The organism is Pelomonas sp. Root1444 (assembly GCF_001426885.1).
In the GTDB taxonomy this organism is placed as follows: Bacteria; Pseudomonadota; Gammaproteobacteria; order Burkholderiales; family Burkholderiaceae_C; genus Pelomonas.
Genome location: NZ_LMFP01000028.1, coordinates 1,066,917 through 1,087,979, shown reverse-complemented (window position 1 = coordinate 1,087,979; position 21,063 = coordinate 1,066,917). Strand labels below are relative to the sequence as shown.

Sequence of the window (21,063 nt, the reverse complement as noted above, 5' to 3'; positions counted from 1 at the left end):
ATCGCAGAAGGGACGCCTCGGCGTCCCTTTTTCGTTCAGCCGGCCGGGTCCTGTCTGAAGAAGCCGGCCAGCAATTCGTACATCGCGGGCTCCTCGGCGCGCATCGCGGCCGGCGCGACGAAGAAAGCCTCCACCGCCACCGCGAAGAACTCCTCCACGGCCTCGGCGCCGTAGGGGTCGATCAGCGTGTCCTCGCCGGCATCGATGCGCCCGCAGAATTTCTCCCACTCGGCGTCGATCACCTCGATCCAGCGCTCGCGCGCGGCGGAGTCCAGCGGCGGCACGCCGTCGGCCAGGCCGTCGCGCATGTCGATGACGTGGGCGAACTCGTGGATGACGACGTTGAAGACCTCGTCGGTGCCGAACGCGGCCGGGTCGTTGCTGACCGCGATGGCGTTCCAGGCGAGCATCAGCGGCCCGCCCTCCATCGCCTCGCCGGCCAGTTCCTCGTCGTACTCGTGGACGATGCCGTCCTCGTCCTCGTAGCGCCGCTGCGCGACGACTTCACCCTCGTGCATGACGATGCCGACGAAGCCGTCGTACCAGCTCAAGCCCAGCCGTAGCACCGGCAGGCAGGCCTGGGCCGCTACGGCCACCGCGACCTCGTCGGTGACCTCGAAGCCGCCGACGCCGTGGAACTCCTTGGCCGACAGGAAGAGGCTGGACAGGCGGCGCAGCTCCGCCAGATCGTCATCGCTGCGCTGGCTGAGGAAGGGATAGCGCAGCAGCGTCAGCTGCCACAGCGCATCGGGAATCGCGTGGCGGCGTGCGGCGCGCTCCTCGCGCCAGTGCCGCAGGGCCTTCAGCATCACAACGGCAGCCGTTGCAGGCCGGCGGCGGACAGGCGGATGACGTCGCCGCGTGGCGGCGTCGCGTCCAGGTCCCAGTCGGACAGCACGACGCGCCGCAATCCACCGCCGAGGTCATGCTCGGCAGGCCGGTGGGTGTGGCCGTGGATCATGGTCGTCGCGCCCGCCTCGCACAGCAGCGCACGGCAGGCTTGGGCATCCAGGTCGGTGGCCATCAGCTGCGCCGCCTGGGCCGCCCGGCTGCCTTCGCGCATCTGCCGTCCCAGCGCCTGGCGGGCGGTCAGCGGCTGGGCCAGCACCTGCGCCTGCCATGCGGGCGAGCGCACCTGGCGGCGAAAGGCATGGTAGGCGGTGTCGTCCAGGCATTGCGCATCGCCATGCGCCAGCAGCCAGCGCTGGCCGAAGGCGTCGAGCACGGTGGGGTCGGGCAGGGCGGCCATGCCCGCGTCGGCCAGCAGGGCTGGGCCGACGAGGAAGTCGCGGTTGCCGGGCATGAAGAACAGCGCCACGCGCTGCGAGGCTTCGCGCAGCAGCCGCACGACGCCCGCCTCGAAGGGCTCGCCGCGCGCGTCGTCACCGACCCAGACCTCGAAGATGTCGCCCAGCAGCAGCACCGCTTGTGCGGGCGTCTCGGCCAGATGACGCGCCAGCCGTTCAAGCGTGGCGGGCGTGTCCGGCCCCAGGTGCAGGTCCGAGAGCAGGTCGACCTGCTCCCAGCTGGCCGGGGCCGTCAGCGTGTGGATCAAACTTCGACGGCTTTCTGGATGACGACGGCCTCGACCGGCACGTCGTCATGGAAGCCGGAGCGGCTGGTCTTGACCTTCTCGATCTTGTCGACGACGTCCTGGCCCTCGACGACCTTGCCGAACACGGCATAGCCCCAGCCGGAAGGCGATTCCGACTTGAAGTCCAGGAAGCCGTTGTTGGTCGTGTTGATGAAGAACTGCGCGGTGGCGGAGTGGGGCGCATTGGTGCGCGCCATCGCCAGCGTGTAGTGGGCGTTCTTGACGCCGTTGTTGGCCTCGTTCTGGATGGGCGCGTCGGTGGGCTTTTGCTTCATGCCCTCTTCGAAGCCGCCGCCCTGGATCATGAAGCCCTTGATGACGCGGTGGAACACCGTGCCGTCGTAGTGGCCCTTGCGGACGTAGTTCAGGAAGTTGGCGACGGACAGCGGCGCCTTCTCGACATCCAGTTCGATGAGGATGTCGCCGTGGTTGGTGGTGAGTTTGACTTGGCTCATTTTTTGACAGGCTCGACGAGAGCCTTGGTGATGAAGATGGGCTTGACCGGGAAATGCTGGTGGATGCCGTTGGGTGCGATCTCTGCGGCGCGGATCTTGTCGACGACGTCCATGCCCTCGACGACCTGGCCGAAGACGGCATAGCCGCTGGCCGGATTGCCCGGGTCGCCGTCGAGCCGGACGTTGTCGGCGACGTTGATGAAGAACTGCGAGGTGGCCGAGTGCGGATGGTCGGTGCGCGCCATCGCGACGCTGCCGCGCACGTTGGACAGGCCGTTGTGCGATTCGAGCGGGATCGGCGCCTTGGTGGGGCGTTGGTTGAGCTTGGCGTCGTAGCCGCCGGTTTGGATCATGAAGCCGTCGATGACGCGGTGGAAGAGCACGCCGTTGTAGTGGCCGGCCTTCACGTACTGCACGAAGTTGGCGGCCGACTTGGGCGCCTTGGCGGCGTCGAGCTCGATGCGGATGTCGCCCTCTGTCGTCTGCAGCTTGACCGTCTGGGCCGCGGCGGCGCTTGCGGCCAGCAGGCCGGCGAGGAGGAAGGAGATCGTCTTCGTCATGATGGGGTGTGGAGGGTCAGCGGGAGCGCAGGTCGCGGGTCAGTGCCAGCGTGCGAGTGATCTTGCCGGCCAGTGCATCGGTCGGCGCGACGGCGGCCTTCTGCGCGCGCTGGTAGGCGCGCAGCGCCAGCCGCAGCAGCACATCGCCGAGATTCTCCTGCGCCTGGGCGTGTTCGGGTTGCAGGCGCAATGCCTGCTCCAACGCAGCCTGGGCCTCGTCCAGCTCGCCGGCGGCGGCGTGCAGCACGGCGAGGTTGTTGTAGGGGTCGGCCAGGTCGGGAAAGTCCTGCGTGAGCCGGGTGAAGATGGCGCGCGCCTTCTCGCGTTCGCCCAGCTCCATGCGCATGACGCCGAGCGCGAAGCGCAACTGCAGGTCCTCCGGCGTGCGGGTCAGCGCCTGTTCGACCTGTTCGACAGCCTGGGTCTTCTGGCCGGCCAGCCACAGGCGCTGAGCGCTGGCGAGGTCTTCGGCGCGGGCCGGCACCGAGGCCAGGGCAAGCAGCAGCACAAGGGCAGGGAGGGGCAGGCGCATGAGGGTTGTCGCGGGGGCGGCAGAAAAGGCGGCTTGGGGGTCGGCCGCTATACTGATTTCATTCTATGAGCCCCGCCTGGCCGCCCCCGGTGCGGGGCTTCTTGTTGGTGGCTCCTAGGGGGTCGCCCCTCGCTTTCTGTCCCATGTCCCTGCGCGTCCACAACTCCCTCAGCCGCACCCTCGAAGACTTTCAGCCGCTTGTGCCGGGCCAGGTGCGCATGTACGTGTGCGGCATCACCGTCTACGACCTGTGCCACATGGGGCACCTGCGCATGAACATGGCGTTCGACGTCATTTACCGCTGGCTGCGCGCCAGTGGTTATGGCGTCACCTACGTGCGCAACGTGACGGACATCGACGACAAGATCATCAAGCGCGCCGTCGAGCGCGGCATCACGATCCGCCAGCTCACCGAAGAGATGACGGCCGCGATGCACGAGGACTTCGCCGCCGTGGGGCTGCTGCGCCCCGACCACGAGCCACGCGCGACCGAATACGTGCCGCAGATGCTGTCGCTGATCGGGCGCCTTGAAGAACGCGGCCTGGCCTACCGGGCCGAGGGCGGCGACGTGAACTACGCCGTGCGCAAGTTCGATGGCTACGGCAAATTGAGCGGCAAGAGCATCGACGACCTGCGCGCCGGCGAGCGCGTGGCGGTGGACGACGGCAAGCTGGACCCGCTGGATTTCGTGCTTTGGAAGGCCGCCAAGGCCGAGGAGCCGGCCGACGCCAAGTGGCCCGCACCCTTCGGCGAGGGCCGCCCCGGCTGGCACATCGAGTGCTCGGCGATGAGCTGCGCGCTGCTCGGCGAAAGCTTCGACATCCACGGCGGCGGCACCGACTTGCAGTTCCCGCACCATGAGAACGAGATCGCGCAGAGCGAGGGCGCCGGCTACGACTTTGCGAAGTACTGGCTGCACAACGGCTTCCTGAACGTCGACGGCGAGAAGATGTCCAAGAGCCTGGGCAACTTCTTCACCATCCGCGACGTGCTGAAGAAGTTCGACGGCGAGACGTTGCGCTTCTTCATGCTGCGCACGCACTACCGCCGGCCGTTCAATTTCAGCGACGCCCATCTGGAAGACGCGCGCACCGCGCTGGCGCGCCTGTACACGGCGCTTGACGCCGTCCCGCCGGCTGACGTCACCATCGACTGGACCGAGCCCAGCGCCGCCGCCTTCAAGACGGCCATGGACGAGGACTTCGGCACGCCCGGCGCCATCGCCGTGCTGTTCGACCTCGTCAACGAGGTCAACCGCGACCGTTCGCCGCAGCGTGCCGGTCTGCTGAAGGCGCTGGCCGGCGTGCTGGGCATCCTGCAGCAGGTGCCGCGCGCCTACTTGCAAGGCGGGTCGGACGACAGTGCCTGGATCGAGGAACGCATCGCGGCGCGCGCCGCGGCCAAGGCCGCCAAGGACTTTGCCGGTGCCGACGCCATCCGCGCCGAACTGGCGGCCCAAGGCATCACGCTGAAGGACGGTGCCGGCGGCACGACCTGGGTCAAAAGCTGATGGCCACCAAGACGCCCGTCGAGGTCACGCCGGACTATTGGGACGAGGCCTGCAAGCACCTGGCCAAGCGGGACCGGGTCATGAAGAAGCTCATCCCGCAGTTCGGCGAGGCTCGCCTGCAGACGCGCGGCGACGCCTTCGCCACGCTGGCCCGCTCCATCGTCGGGCAGCAGATCTCGGTCAAGGCCGCGCAGTCCGTCTGGACCCGCTGGACCACGCTGATGCCCAAGCTCCAGCCCGCGGCCGTGCTGGCGCTGGGTGTGGAGGAGCAACGCGCGGCCGGCCTGTCCGCCCGCAAGGTGGAATACCTGGGCGACCTTGCCAAGCACTTCGATGCGGGCCAGGTCCACGTGCGTCAATGGGCGCAGATGGACGACGAAGCCATCATCGAGGAGCTGGTCGCCATCCGCGGCATTGGCCGCTGGACGGCCGAGATGTTCCTGATCTTCCACCTGATGCGCCCCAATGTGATGCCGCTGGATGACATCGGCCTGCTGAAGGGCATCAGCCAGAACTATTTCTCCGGCGAGCCCGTGTCGCGCGCCGAGGCACGCGAAGTTGGCGACGCCTGGGCACCTTTCCGCTCGGTAGCGGTTTGGTACATTTGGCGCAGCCTCGATCCGCTACCTGTGGACTACTGATGAGCAAAAAACACTTTCTGGAATTCGAGCAGCCCATCGCGGAGCTTGAAACCAAGATCGAAGAGCTGCGCTACGTGCAAAGCGAGTCGGCCGTCGACATCTCCGAAGAGATCGACCGCCTCTCCAAGAAAAGCCAGCAGCTGACCAAAGAGGTCTACGCCAGCGTGGCGCCGTGGCAGGTCTACCAGATCGCCCGTCACCCGCAGCGCCCGCAGACGCTGGACTACTGCTCGGAAGTCTTCACCGAGTTCCAGGAGCTGCACGGCGACCGCCATTTCGCGGACGACGCGGCCATCGTCGGCGGCCTTGCGCGCTTCAACGGCCAGGCCTGCATGGTCATCGGCCACCAGCGCGGCAGCGACGCCAAGGAGCGCACGCTGCGCAACTTCGGCATGCCGCGCCCCGAGGGCTACCGCAAGGCGCTGCGCCTGCTGAAACTGGCCGAGAAGTTCGGCCTGCCGGTCTTCACCTTCATCGACACCATGGGCGCCTACCCCGGCATCGGTGCCGAGGAGCGCAGCCAGAGCGAGGCCATCGGCCGCAACATCCTCGAGATGGCGCAGCTCGAGGTGCCCATCATCGCCACCGTCATCGGCGAAGGCGGCTCCGGCGGCGCCCTGGCCATCGGCGTGGCCGATCAGGTGCTGATGCTGCAGTTCGCGGCCTACTCCGTCATCTCGCCAGAGGGCTGCGCGTCCATCCTGTGGAAGAGCAGCGAGCGCGCCTCCGACGCGGCCGAAGCGCTGGGCATCACCGCGCACCGCCTGAAGGCGCTGGGCCTGATCGACAAGATCGTCAGCGAGCCGGTGGGCGGCGCGCATCGCGACGCCAAGCAGATGGCGTCCAACCTGAAGCGCGCGCTGTCCGACGCGCTGCGCCAGGTCAGCGACCTCAAGACGCGCGAGCTGCTGGACCGCCGCTACGAGCGCGTCCAGGCCTATGGCCGCTTCAGCGACACCAAGAACCGCTGAACCTGAACGGGTCGCGGTCGCCTTCAGCGGCGGCCTCGATTCCACCGCGCTGCTGCACGTCGCCGCCCGTTCGGGCGCGCGCGTGCTCGCCTGCCACGTTCACCATGGGTTGCAACCCCAGGCCGACGACTGGGCCGCGCACTGCGAGCGCGTCGCCCTCGAGTTCGGTGCCGAATTCGCCTGCGAGCGGCTGACCGGCGCGCCCGCGTGTGGCGAGAGCGTCGAAGCCTGGGCCCGCGCCGGTCGGCATCACGCGCTGCACGACATGGCGACGGCGGCCGGTGCCGACCTGCTGCTGCTGGCCCATCACCGCCGCGACCAGGCCGAGACCTTCCTGCTGCAGGCCTTGCGCGGCGCCGGCACCGCCGGCCTGGCCGGCATGCCGCGTGCGCAGTGGCGCGAAGGCGTCTGCTGGGCGCGGCCGTGGCTGGACCAACCCCGCGAGGCCATCCTCGCCTACGCCGAGCAATACGGGCTGCGCTGGATCGAAGACCCGAGCAATGGCGACGCCCGCTATGCACGCAACCGGCTGCGCCAGACCTTGTGGCCCGCTTTCCCCACGGCGGAGGCCGGCCTCGCGCAGGCGGCGCGTTGGGCGCAGCAGGCCAACGAACTGGCCGAGGAGGTCGCCGCGGCCGACCTCGCCACGCTGTCTGGCCCCGAGCGCCTGAACCTGGCGGCGCTCGCCCGGCTGTCACCCGCCCGCGCCAGCAACGCCTTGCGCGCCTGGCTGGCGCGGCACACGGCCGCGCCGGCCAGCCTCGTCGGGCGCCTGTTGTCCGAATGGCGGCCGGGCGGGACGCTGAGCTGGCCGGCACCAGGCGGCGCGTTGCACGCCTATCGCGACGGGTTGTTCTGGGCCGAGGCGCCCGGCCACGCGCCGGCACCTGCCGAGATCGACCTCGGCCGGCCTGGACGCTTTCCACAGCCGGGTTGGCGCGGCAGCTGGCTCGTCGAGGCGGCCACGCCCGGCATCGCGCCCGACCGCCTGGCACGCCTGGTGCAACGCAGCCGCGCGGGCGCCGAGCAGTTCCAGCGCGCGCCCGGCTCGTCGCCACGCAGCCTGAAGAAGGCCTGCCAGGAGGCCGGCCTGCCGCCCTGGCGACGCGGCGGGCCGCTGCTCTTCGACGCGGATGGGCAGCTCGTGGCTATCGCCGGCCTGGGCATGGATGCGCGTGCCTTCGCCGCAAAAGATGCGCCGCAGCTTGCTGTGCGCTGGCTGGAGGACGCAGCCTTGCCGCAGAGCGAAGGCGACGGCCAGGGCGGCGCATAAAATCGGGGGTTTGCGAGCATGCCGTCCCGGCGTCTCACCTTCAGCCTTCGCTCAAACACATGGCTCTGATCGTCCACAAATACGGCGGTACCTCGATGGGGTCCACCGATCGCATCCGCAACGTGGCCAAGCGCGTCGCCAAATGGGCTCGCGCAGGCCACCAGATGGTGGTCGTGCCTTCGGCGATGAGCGGGGAGACCAACCGCCTGCTGGGGTTGGCCAAGGAGTTGTCGCCGGGCAGCCAGACCCCCGCCGTGATGCGCGAGATGGACGCGATCGCCGCCACCGGGGAGCAGGTCTCGGTGGGCCTGCTGGCCATCGCGCTGCAGGCCGAAGGCATGGAAGCGGTCAGTTATGCCGGCTGGCAGGTGCCGGTGGCGACCGATTCCTCGTACACCAAGGCACGTATCGAAAGCATCGACGATACCCGCGTGCGTGCTGACCTGGCAGCCGGCAAGGTGGTCGTCATCACCGGCTTCCAGGGCATCGACCCGGTGGGCAACGTCACGACGCTGGGCCGTGGCGGCTCGGACACCTCGGCCGTCGCCATCGCCGCGGCGATGAAGGCCGACGAGTGCCTGATCTACACCGACGTGGACGGCGTCTACACGACCGACCCGCGCATCGTCCCCGAGGCGCGCCGCCTGCACACCATCAGCTTCGAAGAGATGCTGGAGATGGCGTCGCTGGGCTCCAAGATCCTGCAGATCCGCTCGGTGGAGTTCGCTGGCAAGTACCGCGTGCCGCTGCGCGTGCTGTCCAGCTTCACGCCCTGGGACATCGACATCAACGAGGAAGCCAAGTCCGGCACCCTGATCAGTTTTGAAGAGGACGAAAAAATGGAACAAGCCGTCGTGTCGGGCATTGCCTTCAACCGTGACGAGGCCAAGGTGACGCTGCTGGGCGTGCCCGACAAGCCCGGCATCGCCTTCCAGATCCTCGGCCCGGTCGCCGAGGCCAACATCGACATCGACGTCATCATCCAGAACGTCTCGCACGACGGCAAGACCGACTTCTCGTTCACCGTGCACCGCAACGACTATGCGCGCACGATGGACCTGCTGCAGAACACCGTCGGCCCGGCGACCAACGCCGCCAAGGTCGTCGGCGACCCGAAGATCTGCAAGGTGTCCATCGTCGGCATCGGCATGCGCTCGCATGTCGGTGTGGCCAGCAAGATGTTCCGGGCGCTGAGCGAGGAGGGCATCAACATCCAGATGATCTCCACGAGCGAGATCAAGACCAGCGTCGTCATCGACGAGAAGTACATGGAACTGGCCGTGCGCGCGCTGCACAAGGCCTTTGACCTGGACCAGGAAGCGGCGACAGCAGCCTGATTTCTGCGAGGATCACTGCCGCGCTGATATAGAATGCGTGGCTGTGCTGGAGTCGTGACCGAGTGGCCGAAGGTGCTCCCCTGCTAAGGGAGTATGTGGGCAAAACCTGCATCGAGGGTTCGAATCCCTCCGACTCCGCCAAAGCACAAGCAAATACGGGCCCTCGCGGCCCGTTTTTTTTTGTCCCTCCAGCTCCACTTCGGCGCTGTGCAAAGCCTCGTCGACGAGGTTGCTCGCCCCAGCGTCAGCGGGCTTCTATCGCGCTGCGGTCTTCAATGCAGCGTCGATCACCTCTACGAACACCCTGTCCGCTGCGATGCAGCGCAAGGACCTGAGTTCCCGTCGGGTGGTGCGCTTGCAGGTGAGCAGTTCCAGCAGGCGCGGGCGATCAACTGTTTGAGCAAACCCGGCGATCAGCTCGGTGCCGAAGCCGTCCCAGCATGCGGCCAGGCTGGCAACGGCGCCCGGCAGGCCGTCGGGCCAGGTGATCGGCTCTGCGGCGCTCAATTGGGTGAACAACGCGCGCACGGCCCGAACGGCGCGGCGGGGGTCTTGCGGGGTGTGGGAAGCCAGGCCGTGCAGCAAGCACGTCGTCAGCGGCGCCACCGAACTCCACGGGTCCCGTCCCAGCGCCTCGCAGGCGTTGCGGGCGACCATGGTTTCCAGCGTGGCCACCGCCACGGTCTGCCAGGCATCCAGGTCGTGATGTTCCAGATGCTCGACGAGGGGCAGCAGTTCGTCCCAGCTGTGATCGTCGGCGGTCGCCAGCAGTGCGGTGGCCCTTTGCAGCGAGCAGTCGCTCGACGACGGGGCCGGCTTGGGAAGGCGGATCGTCATGTCACTCCGACAACGTCTGCCGCAGGTCGAAGCTCAGTTCGGCCGTCGCCGGCTGCTCGCGAGGCAGCGGCTGGAACTTCCATTGGGCCACGGCCTGGATGGCATGGGGGTTGAGGTAGGGGTTGGAGCTCTTCACGACTTCGGGCTGCGTGACGCTGCCATCGGGCTGCACGACGAAGCGCACCACCACGCCGCCCTTTTTCTGGCGCCTGAGGATCGTCACCGGGAACGCCGGTTCGACCTGGTGCACCAGGACCAGCGGAGGCTCTTCCTCCTCCTGGGCCGGCGCGGCGGCAGCGGCCTTTGGCGGTAGGGGCACGGGCGGCAGCGGCAGCGATGGCGCGCTTGCTGCCTGGGTGTTCGGTGGCATCGCGGCGGCACTGGGCGGGGACTCAGCCGCCGGCGCGGGTGCGGCTTCGGCGACGGCCGCGGGTTTGCGCTGGGCGGGAGCGGCTCGCTCGGGGGGCTTGCTGGTCGAGACCACGGTGCCGGCCGCCGGCTTTCCCGCCGGGGCTTGCGTGGGCGCCGGCGCGGCGGGTTCAGGAGCGGCGGCGGGGCCGATCCGCTTGGCCGTGGCGCCGTCGCGAAGGATCCGCATGAGGACCTTGTCGCCCTCCTGGCGGGCGCGCTCGGCGGCCGGGGCGAATCGGGGGTCGGCCGCCGCAGGGGCCTGCGCCATGGCGGCCTGCATGCCGCCGCCTGCGCACAAGAGCATGACGCCGCAGAGGCGGCGCTGCAGCGTGGCGAAGTGCGATGGATTCATGTGGACTTTCGCGGCGGTCGAAAGGCCGGCGCGCGGCACCTGCCTTTCTCCCCCATCTCGTTCAGAAGAACTTGTAGTTGACGGAGACGTGCAGGCTGCGGCGCTGCGCGTCCTCGACCGAAGGGGTGACGTCTATGGCCCTGCGGTCGACCGCCATTGCGCGGTTGAACACGTTGCTGACGTAGGCGCTCAACGTCAGGTTGCGAACGCCGCTGTAGCTGAAGAAGTAGTCGGTGCGCACATAGGCCGGCAGGCGGCAGGCGCCGGACGAGAGCTGTCGCGCGGCGCAGCCCTGCGCGTCCCAGCCGCTGTCGTAGTAGTCACCCTGCAGCGACGTGCCGCTGCGGTAGCTCAGCTTCAGGCCGTTGAGGACGGCACCGGTGGTGAGCGCGCCGCTGAAGCTGGCACTCACGCGGGAATAGCCGTACCGGCCAGCCAGGTTGTCGCCATAGCCGCCGCGCGCCGTGCTGTAGGCCTGGAACCGGTTGAGCCAGGTGCCCATCAGGTTGAGCTCCAGGTCGCCGACGGGCGTGTCGACGCTGGTCTTCACGCCGAAGTCCACCCCGTCGGTGCGGGTGCGGGAGGTGTTCTCGAACCGGTTCTCCACTTTCAGCAGCTGCCCCACCGTGATGCCGTACTGCTGCCGCAGTTGCACGGTGTTGAAGACCGGGTCTTGGCTCAGCGGTGCGCGCTGGACCGCCACGCCGGGCGGCAACTGACCCTCCTGCTCCAGCAGTTGGCTGGTGCCCGTGAACCGGATCTCGTTCTTGCGGCTCAGGCTCCAGTAGTCCAGCGTGACGCTGGTGCGTTGCATGGGTTCGAACAGCGTGCCGAACGAGTAGCCACGCGAGACCTCCGGCTTCAGGGACGGGTTGTTCCTGATCACGCTCACCGCATTGGCGTCGCATTGGGCGAGAGCCCGCTCGGCGAGCGCCTTGAGGCCGGCCCGGGCCGGGTCGCCGGCGGGCAGGGCCGCAGCCTGTGCGGTCAGGTCGTCGGCGTAACTTTGGCCGCCGGGGCAGCGCTTCGGGTCCTGGATGCCGCTCTCGAAGGCGGTTTTGGTCGAGGTCCCGGCTTCCACCAGGTTGGGTGCGCGGAAGCCGCTTTCGGCGGTGCCGCGCAGCAGCAGGTCCTGCGTGGGCTGGTAGCGCAGGCCGATCTTGGGCGAGAGGTGGGCGCCGAAACCGGGGAACTTGTCGATGCGCGCGGCCACCTGGGCGTTCAGCGTCTGCACGACCGGGATGTCCAGCTCGCCGAAGACGGCGCCGAAGGTCCGCGAGGCACGGGTCTGCGCGTAGGCGTAGCCCACGATGTCGCCGTTCTGCACGTTGTCGGTGGGCGTGATGACCGAGCGCTCATGGCGCAGGTCGTATCCCGCGGCGAAGCTCATCGGGCCGGCCGGCAGCTGGGCCAGCTCGCCGGAGATCTTGCCGTCCAGAGCCGTCTGGGTGAGCTTGCCGGTGGAACCCAGCGTCGGGAACAGCGCGTCGATCACCGCCTGGCTGTTGCGCTTGCCCAGCCGGTAGCCGTTGGAGATGTTGAAGAAGTCCGGGTCGATGGCCGATGTCCGGTCGCTGAGGTCGGTCGTCCCGCCGATGGTCTGGCGGAACCCGCTGTTGCTGAAGGCAATGCCCTGCGCACGTTGCGACGCCTTGGAGCCGAGGAAGGCCACCGAGGTTTCCCAGTCATAGCCGCCAGCGCTGCCCCGCAGGCCGGTGACCAGGCGGTAGTTGCTGGCGGATGCCGTCTGGCCGGCCTTGACGTCGGCGAAGCGGTAGGCCAGCGCGGCGTAGTCACCGGTGTCGTTCAGCGGATGCGTCGGCGGCAGCATGAAGAACGAGAACGACTGCGCGGTGCCCGTCCTGGGGTCGGCCCAGCTCGTCGCGGGGTCGAGGCTGTCGTAGAGCGCCTGGTACCACAGGTAGTCTGTCTTCGTGCGCGCCCACAAGAGCTCGGCGAAGCCCTCGACGCCCGGTGCGATCGCGGCCTTGGCCGAGATCAACAGATTGGTGCGGTTGGCCGCGGGCTGGGCTTCGAAGCCCTTGTAACGGTCATACCAGCACAGGCCGTCGATCGTCAGGCTGGCATCGCATCCGGACACCGCGTGCCAGTTGGTGGTGTTGGCCGGTGCGATGTTGCCGGGGAAGCTGTAGAACGACAGTTGCTCGTTGCCTTGCGGCAGGGTGTTGCGCCAGCCCTCGCTGACGCGGTCGACCACGTCGCGCCAGACCACCGGGTCGCGGCGGTAGTGCTGCACCGATGCGGTCACGTTGAAGCCGTCGGTGTCGAAGTCGCCGATGCCGGCCGTGGCATGGAAGCCGCGTTCGCCGAAGGAGCGGCTGTTCAGCGACCGCCCCATGTCTGCCCCGGCCTCGAAGCCCTGGTAGTTCTGGCGCGTGATGATGTTGACCACGCCGGCCACGGCGTCGGAGCCATAGACCGCCGAGGCGCCGCTTTTCAGGATTTCGATGCGTTCGATCGCATCGAGCGGCAGCGTGTCGATGTTGGTGAAGAACTGGGCGAAGTCCGCCAGGCCGAACGGCGCGACACGGCGGCCGTTGAGCAGCACGAGGGTCGACTGCTGGTCGAGGTGGCGCAGTGCGGTGGACGTGGCGCCGCTGGCGAACGCGGTGCTGCCGCCGACGTCGGTCAGGGAGTCCGTGGTCCAGGGCAGCGATTGCAGAAAGCCGGCCAGCGTCGTGGCGCCGGAGCGCTCGATGTCGGCGCGCCGCAGGACGGTCACGGGGTCGGATGTCTCCACATCGATGCGCTTGATGTTCGAGCCGGTCACGACGACGCGGTGCAGGGGCTGGGGCGGGGCGTCTTCGGATGCGGCTGCGGGCAGCGCAGCGGCCAGCGCGGCGATGGCTGCCGCGATGTGGGACATGCGGTGAACGTTCATGGGTGTCCTGGCTTGGGTGGAAGGCCTGCCGTAACAGGCCGGTCGGCGATAGCCCAGGACGATGCGTGAGGCCGGGCAGGAAGTCATGACCGACTTCTTGCGTGTTCATGAACAGGCGGGGCATGCCTGCGTTTTTGCGCGCGGGCCGTGCCAACCGCGCCAACTGCGTGGCAATGCGGCGCCGGCCCGTGGAGCCGGCCCGTCGAGCCGGTGGCGAGATGGCGCGGTGCGGTCGAGCGCCCGGGCGGCTGTCACGCCGCGTCGACGGTCGCGGCGCTGATCGGCACGTGCAGGTGAACGTGGGTGCCCTGGCCCGGCTGGCTCTCAATCCGCAGGGTGCCACCCATCAGCTGCGCCCGCTCCTCCATCGAGAGCAACCCGAAGCCCCGCGAGGGACGATCGGTCTCGAAGCCAACGCCGTCGTCGTCGATGCGCAGGTCCCAACCCTTGTCATTGCATTGCAGCTGGAGGTGGACATGCGTCGCGCGGGCGTGGCGGGCGATGTTGTTGAGGGACTCCTGGGCCACGCGGAAGACCATGGTCTTCACCTCGGGGTTCAGCGCGCGCACCTGCGGGTCGACGGCCGCCTCGCAGGTGACGCCGGACATGCGCTGGTATTCGGCGGCCAGCCATTGCAGGGCAGGGGCCAGGCCGCCGTCCAGCGCCGGCGGCCGCAGGTCCATGACCAGCTGGCGCATGCTGGTGGTGAGCATGTCCACGCGGTCGCGCATTCGCTCCCATTGGCCCGAGTCCGGCGACTGCCCCGCTTCGGCGCGCGTCTTCAGCACCGACATCTCCATGCGCATGGCGACCAGCTGCTGGCCCAGTTCGTCGTGCAGCTCGCGGGCGACGCGCTTGCGCTCTTCCTCCAGCGACAGGGCGTTGTGCGCGCCCAGCTCGCGCAGCGCCTGGCGCGACGCCTCGAGCTGCTCGGTGCGCTGCTGCAGCTCCTGCGTGCGCTGAGCCACCTGCTCGCGCAGCAAGGCGGCGCGGCGCACGAGCCATTGCGTGCGCAGGCGCAGCACGCCCCACAACGCCAACAGCACGCCCACGGCAACGGCGGCGCGGAAGGGCGCGGTCTCGTACCAGGCCGGCTCGACATGCAGCGGCCAGCGTTGCGTGGCCCATTCGCCGCCGTGGTTCCGTGCGCGGACCTCAAAACTGTAGTGGCCAGGCGGGATGTTGTTGTAGCGCGCGATCCGCGACTCGGTGGGCGCGTCCGTCCAGGCCTGTTCCAGCCCGGCCAGGCGGTAGGCGTAGCGCACCTGTTCAGGGGCCGAATAGTCGAGCAGCGCGAAGCTCATCTGGACCGAGCGCGTGGAAGGCCCCAGCCGGATCTCGCCGGTGGACGGCTGCCCTTCACTGACGGCGGTGAGCACCAGCGGGGCCTTGTAGGTCCACGGTTGGTATCGAGCCGGGTGGACGACGGTCAGCCCCTTCCCACCGAAGAGCAGGTCGCCCTCGGTGGTGGTGGCGACCGCTCCCGCGACGTGGGCCTGCAGGCCCACGCCATCGGTCTGCCGCAGCGGCGTGACCTTGAGCGAGTCGGCATCGATGCGCGCGAGGCCGGTGTCCGTGCTGACCCAGGCGTTGCCCTGCGCGTCGAGCGCCACGGCATTCGCCGCGTTGTCCGTGATGCCCTCCTTGTGCCCGACGCAGCGAACCGACCCCTGCGCACCCTGGCGCCCCGGCTCGACCCGGCAGGCGCCGCCGCCGTAGATGCTCACCCAAAGGCGGCCGCGGCCGTCTTTGGCGATGGCGCTGATCCATCCGCTGGACAGGCCCGCACGCCCGGGGGGTGTTTCCGGCCAGGGCTGGTCCATCACGCCGCTGCTGGGGCGGTAGCGAAACAGACCTTGTGTCGTGCCGACCAGGAGTTCGTCTTCGGACTCGCAGAGGAGCCAGTTGACGCGGTGGTTGGCCACGACCCGCTTGGCGGCGGGCTTGCGTGCTGTCAGCTCGAGGTAGTTCAGGCCGTTGTTGCCGCCAATCCACAACCGGCCGCCCACCGTGCAGAGCGCCGTGAACCGGGCAGTCGCCATTTGGGGCGCCTCCTGCAACTCGACACGGCTGCCGTCGGCGCTTGCCACGTACAAGGCGTTCGTTGCGCCGATGAAGACGCGTCCGTCGGGACCTTCGATCATTGCGAGGATGGCGTCCTCTGGCAACGCGTGGCGGGGGCGCCCCTTCTGCGTCGGCAGGCGACGGATTGTTCTGCGGTCGGGCGCAATGATGGAGACGCCGCCGCGCAGCGCACTCACCCACACGCTGCCATCGGCACGGGCGAGGATGGTCTGGACCAGCGTGGCCGCACCGCCGGCCTGATATTCGCCGCCCGCGTACCAGGTGGACACGGCCTGCTGCGCGGGGTTCGTCGCGGCGAGCGACTCGACGCCACCGACCCACATCAAACCGCCACGGTCACGAAAGAGCAGCCAGCTGGCATCCGCAGCAATGCCGGCCGGGTCCGGGCGCAGGCGCCGGGTGGACAGCGTCGCGATGTCCGCCGCCACGATGCCTTTGGTCGTGCCCAGCCAGATTTCGCCGTTGCCGGCGTCGGCCATGCCGATCACTTGCTCGAGGTGAGCCTGGCCGCCGCGTTCATCCAGCAGGCGATGGACGACGCCGGTCGCCGGCTCCCGCACGAACACGCCCGCGGTGAGGGTGCCGATCCACAACCGGCCGGTGCTGTCTTCGATCAGGCTGAGCAAGTCCTCCGCGGGGCGGTCTCCGGCCGGCAGCGGCACCAACTCGAAGAAGCGCGCACCGGCGCGCAGGACGAAAAGCCCGTAGGACATCGCGGCCCAGAGGTCGCCGCGCCGGTCCAGCAGCAATGCCGCCGGATCGATGTTCTGCGGCAAGCCAAGCGGAATACCGTGCTCTGCATCCTGCTGCACCCGCCCGGTGGCCAGCTCCAGCCGGTTCAACCCCTGATCGGTGCCCACCCACAGTCCGCCTTGGCGGTCTGCCGCCATCGCGGTGACCTGCGACCCGCTCAAACCTTGCGGACCTGCCGTGATGGCCTTGATGGCGCCCGTTCGCGGATCCAGGCGCAGCAGGCCGTTGCCGAATGTACCGATCCATAGCAGGCCTGAGTCGTCTTCGTACAGCGCCGTGACGTTGGCGGAACGCAGGTCGTCGCGCTTGGCCAGGTCGCCGAAGTCGCGCTGGAACTGATGGCCGTCCCACCGCACCAGGCCGGTCTGCGTGCCGATCCACATCATCCCGCTGCGGTCCTGCAGCATCGCCGTCGGGGCGAGCCCGGCGGGCAGGGTGGCGCGGCGGAAGACGGGTGTGGCGCTCTTCTCCCACGCACTCGCCGCCCACAGGCAGTTGCATCCCAGCACCCATACCAGCGCCCAGGCCACGCTGCCCAGCCGTCGCCAGAGCATCGCCGTGGCTGGCATGAGTCGGTGTTCGGCCTCAGCCCTGCTCGCCGACCAGCAGCGCATGGCCGCCCCTTGGAATGTAGTGTTTCATCGTCTGAAGGACGCGGCCCCTGTCGCTGCCAGGTTTGTAGATTAAAATCGACAATCATATTCCAGCCGCGTCGCTTGCGCCGACGACGAATCGCCATGAACAAAGATGCCGACGTGAACCGGGTTTCTGCAAATGCATCAGCGGGCCGCGTCCGCGTGCTGATCGCTGACGATCACGCGTTGGTGCGTGAAGGTCTGCGCAAGGTGCTCGAACTGGACGCCGCAATCGCACTGGCCGGCGAGGCCGCTTCGGCGTCCGAGACGCTGTCGCGATTGGAGCAAGGCGGGGTGGACCTGGTGCTGCTGGACCTGCTGATGCCGGGCTGCACCGACGTCGACCTGATCGAGCGCATCGTGAAGGCGCACCCACAGCTTCCCGTGCTCGTGCTCACCATGCACGCGGATCCCCACATCGCGCGCAGGGCGCTGGAAGCCGGCGCGCGCGGTTACCTCACCAAGGACATCTCCACGGAGTTGCTGATCGAGGCCGTGCACCAGGTGGCCGCGGGCCGCAGCTATGTCGACCCCACCCTGAGTGCGGCGCTGATCCGTCCGCAGACCGAAGTGCCCCAACCGCTGGAACAGTTGTCTGCGCGGGAGCGCCAGGTGCTCGTGGCCCTCGTGCAGGGCAGGGCGCTGATCGACATCGCGGCGGAACTCAATGTGGCGCCCAACACCGTCAGCACCTACAAGTCGCGGTTGATGGAAAAGCTCGGGCAAAGCAGCCTGAGCGACCTCGTGCGCTATTCCATCCGGCACGGACTGGCCGGCTGAAAAGCGCAGGTCGTGGGCTGTAGTGTTTAGGCGACTTCACTCGCAGGGCTCGAACCCGTGTTGAGCTGAATCGCCGCAACATCAGGCGCGCCGTAGGGATTCGTCGACGGCAGCGTTGCGTTTAGATCGCGCTCCGGAGCGTCGCCGCTGTGCTGCAACAACTTCATGGCAGCAGCGCGAAGCACTACGCGTCGGAGACATCTCGTGATGTAGTGTTTCATCGTCTCAAGTGGCTGCGCCCCTTCTTGAGAGATTTGTAGATTAAAATCGACGCATTAGGTATTCAAACGTGAGCGTCGCACTGGCGGCGTCGTGCTGGGCCCGGCGTGAAACGAGTCATCCCCCGTCGATCGACAGACCGAATCCGCGTGCTGATCGCGGACGACCACGCGCTCGTGCGCGAAGGGCTGCGCAAGGTGTTCGAGCTCGACGACGCGATCCAGTTGGCGGGCGACGCGGCCACGGCCTGCGAGACGCTCTTCGAACTGCGGCGGGGCCGGGTGGATGTGGTGGTGCTGGACCTGTCCATGCCCGGCTGCACCGACGTCGATCTGATTGAGCGGATCGTGGAGGCTTACCCGACGCTCGCGGTTCTCGTGCTCACCATGTACGCGGATCCTTACATTGCCCGCCGGGCGCTGGACGCAGGCGCGATCGGCTATCTCACGAAGGACATCTCCATCGACCTGCTCATCGAGGCGGTGCATGAGGTGGCTGCTGGCCGCAGCTATGTGGATCCAACCCTGCGTGCGGCGCTGGGTTGTCTGCAGGCCAACGCACCACAAACGCTGGAGCAGCTGTCGGCGCGGGAGCGTCAGGTGCTGTTGGCGCTGGTGCGCGGCAAGGCGTTGATCGACATCGCGGCCGATCTGAACGTGGCACCCAACACCGTCAGCACCTACAAGTCCCGCTTGATGGAAAAGCTCGGGCAGGGCAGTCTCAGCGACCTCGTGCGCTATTCCATCCGGCACGGCTTGGCGGGTTGATGCTGCTGTCGACGTGCAGCGGCAGGCTCATTTGTTGTAGTGCTTAATCGACAAACGCAGAAATCCGTGAACTAAGTCATTCCGCGACTCGACCTCCGTAGTGGTGTTTGATGTAGAGTTTCAACTACAGCAAACGAGCAACCGCTACACGGAGGTTCACGATGTTTTCGGTCACTGACCACATCCCCGCGAGAGGGGGCTCGGACAAGCAGTTCGCGCCAGGCCGATCTCAGCTTGCGCTCCAAGACCACCCGCGCGTGGTGGCCCATCACTTCAGCGGCCGTGAAGTTCGGCCGGCCAGTCGTGAGGTGGTCGTCGACGGGACGAAGCGCAAGCTCCAGCCGCGTGCGTTCGACCTCCTGGTCTACCTGATCGAACACCGCCATCGCGTGCTGTCCATCGACGAGTTGCTGGATGCCGTCTGGCGTGACCGCGATGTGCAGGTCTGCTCGCTGGCGACCGCCATCGCGCGCATACGTGCTGTCCTTGGCGCCGGGGCCTCAGGCGATGAAGTGATCATCCAGACCCACCACCGGGTGGGCTATCGCTTCGTTGCCGTGCTGGAGTGCGACGCTCGCGTCGCCTGGTGAGGCGCATGTGAAGGCGCACGAGGCAAGCGCGATGGGTGCGCCAGCCAACGGGGCATCCCATCTGGATGGCATCGAGGATCGGTTCCGGCACGAGATCGACCATCACGGCCTGCGCACCGCATGGCTCGCCGAACGCGTGGCCCGCACGCTCGGCCTCGATGCCGGCAACGTCCAGGCGGTGACCGAAGCGGCGAACCTGCACGACGTCGGCAAACGTTTCGTCGAAGACGCCGTGCTCTACAAGCCGGGGCGGCTGGATGCGAAGGAACGCCACGACATGGAAATGCATGTCGTCTTCGGCGCCTGGTCGTTGATGTCGAACGAGAGGTCGCGGCCGCGCCTGGCCGCACAGGTGGCGCTGCTCCATCACGAATGGTGGAACGGCCTGGGGTATCCCTTCGGCATCTCCGGCGATGCGATCCCGCTCGCTGCGCGTATCACCGCCGTCGCCGACGTGTTCGATGCGCTGAGCCAGGAGCGTTGCTACAAGCCGGCCTGGCCTCGCGACCAAGTCATGGCGTATCTGAGCGCGCAGCGCGGCCGTCAGTTCGACCCGCAGTGTGCCGAAGCGATGCACGACGTGGCCGAGCGCCTGCCTGCCAACTGGCATCTGCATGCGCTGTCTGCCGAACGACCTTTCCTGCCGGCTGCATCGCCGGGTGTCGTCTCGTTGCCGCCGCATGCGGCGTTGCTGCGCCGCCCGCGTGCGTCGGACTTGTCCGTCGCGTTGCACGGCGCGTAGCCCCGGGCCTGTGGATCACCTTGGAAGCACCCGCAAATCATGGCGCTTGTGATGAACCCGATTGACCGCTTGTTGCTGCTTGTGGGGCGCGTAGCCCACGGGCATGGCCTGTTTCTGCCTTCCACGCAGGGGCTGCCGACACTGCGGGACGTGATGGCCATGCCCTACGGGCGCGGACAGCCTGCAATGGAACACCCCGGCCCGTCGTCCGCCGCTGGCCGCGAGCGCTGGGATCCGAATGCGCGTGCGTCCAAGCCCGGGCTTTGGAGGAATGCGGCAAAACGCGTGGCCGCCTGGGCCCGAATTCGCCCGCGAGTTGAGGAAGCGCCTGCGAAGGCAGCGCCCCGCGCGCCGGCACGGCGCGGGCGGTCGCAGCGCCGAGTCAAAGCGCTGTTGACGGCGCCCTTTCGATGGGTCGCGCACGTCGTCTGCCTGGACGTCAAGCTGAAGCGCGAGGGCAGGACCCTGCACATTCTGCTGGCCGCTCGCCCGCCCGCCATCAAGAAGCCATCGGGCCTGGACAAAGCCATCGCCGAGGCCGCGCCGCTGAGGCGTGCACTCAAGCAGTTCCTCGATCTGCACCCGATGACACGGAAGATGCTGCGACACCTGGGCTATCTCGAGCGTGCATTGGGAACGCAAGGGGTGAAGGCCTTTGCAGAGGTGCCTGTCGAAGTCCTGGAGGTTTCGCTGGAGCAGTTGGAGTCGATCGTCACCAACTGGTCCGACCGTGATCTCGCGGAGCTCCGTTCGAAATTGGCCGTGGCGGTCAAGGATCGCTTGCAGGATCAGTTCGGCACCGATGGCCAACGGTCTGACTTCGCGACGGCGTCCCGCCTGATGGTTGGAGACATTCCGCACTCCGAGTTCGTCGAACTGGAACGCCAGTACCAGGGCCTGGTTTCACAAGAAACCATCCAGGCGGCACTCGATGCGATCAGGACGCCGGCACTTGATGAACCGGCAGCAGTGCCGGGCGACTGCACCGCCGGCGAGCCATTTCCCATTCGAGAGGCCGAATGGGCGAGTCACGAAGCGAAGCAGGCGAAGCCTGCTGCGCTGCGCCGCGCGCCATGAAGTTCCCGCGCCTGTCGGCAGCTCGAACTGAATGAGCTT

Annotated in this window: 19 protein-coding genes and 1 tRNA gene; 11 read left to right on the top strand and 9 right to left on the bottom strand. The window is 67.9% G+C overall.

Annotated elements, in window-relative coordinates; all coding sequences use genetic code 11:
• Window positions 1-35: 35 nt before the first annotated feature.
• Genes ASD35_RS22630 through ASD35_RS22610 form a run of 5 tightly spaced genes read right to left on the bottom strand, consistent with a single transcriptional unit; the run spans window position 36 to window position 3,141 of the window.
• Window positions 36-809 (bottom strand): zinc-dependent peptidase, encoded by a 774-nt coding sequence (locus ASD35_RS22630; RefSeq protein ID WP_056877171.1) that lies wholly within the window; start codon window positions 807-809, stop codon window positions 36-38.
• Window positions 809-1,555 (bottom strand): UDP-2,3-diacylglucosamine diphosphatase, encoded by a 747-nt coding sequence (locus tag ASD35_RS22625; protein ID WP_056877170.1) that lies wholly within the window; start codon window positions 1,553-1,555, stop codon window positions 809-811. Before ASD35_RS22625 ends, ASD35_RS22630 begins: the two co-directional genes overlap by 1 nt.
• On the bottom strand, window positions 1,552-2,049 hold the full coding sequence (locus tag ASD35_RS22620; protein WP_056877169.1) for a peptidylprolyl isomerase: 498 nt from the start codon (window positions 2,047-2,049) through the stop codon (window positions 1,552-1,554). Before ASD35_RS22620 ends, ASD35_RS22625 begins: the two co-directional genes overlap by 4 nt.
• Window positions 2,046-2,609: a peptidylprolyl isomerase gene (locus ASD35_RS22615; protein ID WP_082580365.1), complete on the bottom strand. Its 564-nt coding sequence runs from the start codon at window positions 2,607-2,609 to the stop codon at window positions 2,046-2,048. The genes ASD35_RS22620 and ASD35_RS22615 overlap by 4 nt, the downstream gene beginning before the upstream one ends.
• Before the next feature lie 16 nt (window positions 2,610-2,625).
• Window positions 2,626-3,141 (bottom strand): tetratricopeptide repeat protein, encoded by a 516-nt coding sequence (locus ASD35_RS22610; protein WP_056877167.1) that lies wholly within the window; start codon window positions 3,139-3,141, stop codon window positions 2,626-2,628.
• Between the two features lie 143 nt (window positions 3,142-3,284).
• Between ASD35_RS22610 and cysS the strand changes: the two genes are divergently transcribed.
• From cysS to ASD35_RS22580, 6 genes are all read left to right on the top strand, one after another.
• Window positions 3,285-4,652, top strand: coding sequence for a cysteine--tRNA ligase (gene cysS / locus ASD35_RS22605; protein ID WP_056877166.1), 1,368 nt, complete (start codon window positions 3,285-3,287; stop codon window positions 4,650-4,652).
• On the top strand, window positions 4,652-5,293 hold the full coding sequence (locus ASD35_RS22600; RefSeq protein WP_056877165.1) for a DNA-3-methyladenine glycosylase: 642 nt from the start codon (window positions 4,652-4,654) through the stop codon (window positions 5,291-5,293). The genes cysS and ASD35_RS22600 overlap by 1 nt, the downstream gene beginning before the upstream one ends.
• On the top strand, window positions 5,293-6,264 hold the full coding sequence (locus ASD35_RS22595) for an acetyl-CoA carboxylase carboxyltransferase subunit alpha (protein WP_056877164.1): 972 nt from the start codon (window positions 5,293-5,295) through the stop codon (window positions 6,262-6,264). Before ASD35_RS22600 ends, ASD35_RS22595 begins: the two co-directional genes overlap by 1 nt.
• On the top strand, window positions 6,233-7,537 hold the full coding sequence (gene tilS / locus ASD35_RS22590) for a tRNA lysidine(34) synthetase TilS (protein WP_056877163.1): 1,305 nt from the start codon (window positions 6,233-6,235) through the stop codon (window positions 7,535-7,537). The genes ASD35_RS22595 and tilS overlap by 32 nt, the downstream gene beginning before the upstream one ends.
• Window positions 7,538-7,596: 59 nt before the next feature.
• Complete coding sequence (locus tag ASD35_RS22585) at window positions 7,597-8,874, top strand: aspartate kinase (protein ID WP_056877162.1); 1,278 nt, start codon at window positions 7,597-7,599, stop codon at window positions 8,872-8,874.
• Window positions 8,875-8,922: 48 nt separating this feature from the next.
• Window positions 8,923-9,015, top strand: a tRNA-Ser gene (locus ASD35_RS22580).
• A 114-nt stretch (window positions 9,016-9,129) separates the two neighbouring features.
• Here ASD35_RS22580 and ASD35_RS22575 read toward each other — a convergent pair.
• The 4 genes from ASD35_RS22575 to ASD35_RS22560 all read right to left on the bottom strand — a co-directional run bounded on the left by ASD35_RS22575 (window position 9,130) and on the right by ASD35_RS22560 (window position 16,768).
• Window positions 9,130-9,711 carry a hypothetical protein gene (locus ASD35_RS22575; protein WP_056877161.1) on the bottom strand — a complete coding sequence of 194 codons (582 nt, stop codon included), beginning with the start codon at window positions 9,709-9,711 and terminating at the stop codon, window positions 9,130-9,132.
• A gap of 1 nt (window position 9,712) precedes the next feature.
• Entirely contained in the window at window positions 9,713-10,474 is a 762-nt protein-coding gene (locus ASD35_RS22570) for an energy transducer TonB (RefSeq protein ID WP_056877160.1), read from the bottom strand.
• 61 nt (window positions 10,475-10,535) lie between these two features.
• On the bottom strand, window positions 10,536-13,376 hold the full coding sequence (locus tag ASD35_RS22565; protein WP_056877159.1) for a TonB-dependent receptor domain-containing protein: 2,841 nt from the start codon (window positions 13,374-13,376) through the stop codon (window positions 10,536-10,538).
• A 251-nt stretch (window positions 13,377-13,627) separates the two neighbouring features.
• Window positions 13,628-16,768 carry a two-component regulator propeller domain-containing protein gene (locus tag ASD35_RS22560; RefSeq protein ID WP_056877158.1) on the bottom strand — a complete coding sequence of 1,047 codons (3,141 nt, stop codon included), beginning with the start codon at window positions 16,766-16,768 and terminating at the stop codon, window positions 13,628-13,630.
• A 183-nt stretch (window positions 16,769-16,951) separates the two neighbouring features.
• On the opposite strand from ASD35_RS22560, the gene ASD35_RS22555 reads away from it, so the two are divergent.
• The 5 genes from ASD35_RS22555 to ASD35_RS22535 all read left to right on the top strand — a co-directional run bounded on the left by ASD35_RS22555 (window position 16,952) and on the right by ASD35_RS22535 (window position 21,024).
• Window positions 16,952-17,629, top strand: a complete 678-nt coding sequence (locus tag ASD35_RS22555) for a response regulator transcription factor (protein ID WP_056877157.1) — start codon at window positions 16,952-16,954, stop codon at window positions 17,627-17,629.
• 368 nt (window positions 17,630-17,997) lie between these two features.
• A complete protein-coding gene (locus tag ASD35_RS22550) occupies window positions 17,998-18,615 on the top strand; it encodes a response regulator transcription factor (RefSeq protein ID WP_056877156.1) in 618 nt (205 codons plus the stop codon).
• A 161-nt stretch (window positions 18,616-18,776) separates the two neighbouring features.
• Window positions 18,777-19,205, top strand: a complete 429-nt coding sequence (locus ASD35_RS22545) for a winged helix-turn-helix domain-containing protein (protein WP_082580361.1) — start codon at window positions 18,777-18,779, stop codon at window positions 19,203-19,205.
• Between the two features lie 7 nt (window positions 19,206-19,212).
• Entirely contained in the window at window positions 19,213-19,947 is a 735-nt protein-coding gene (locus tag ASD35_RS22540) for an HD-GYP domain-containing protein (RefSeq protein ID WP_157275712.1), read from the top strand.
• Window positions 19,948-19,998: 51 nt separating this feature from the next.
• Window positions 19,999-21,024, top strand: a complete 1,026-nt coding sequence (locus ASD35_RS22535; RefSeq protein WP_157275711.1) for a hypothetical protein — start codon at window positions 19,999-20,001, stop codon at window positions 21,022-21,024.
• Window positions 21,025-21,063 lie beyond the last annotated feature (39 nt).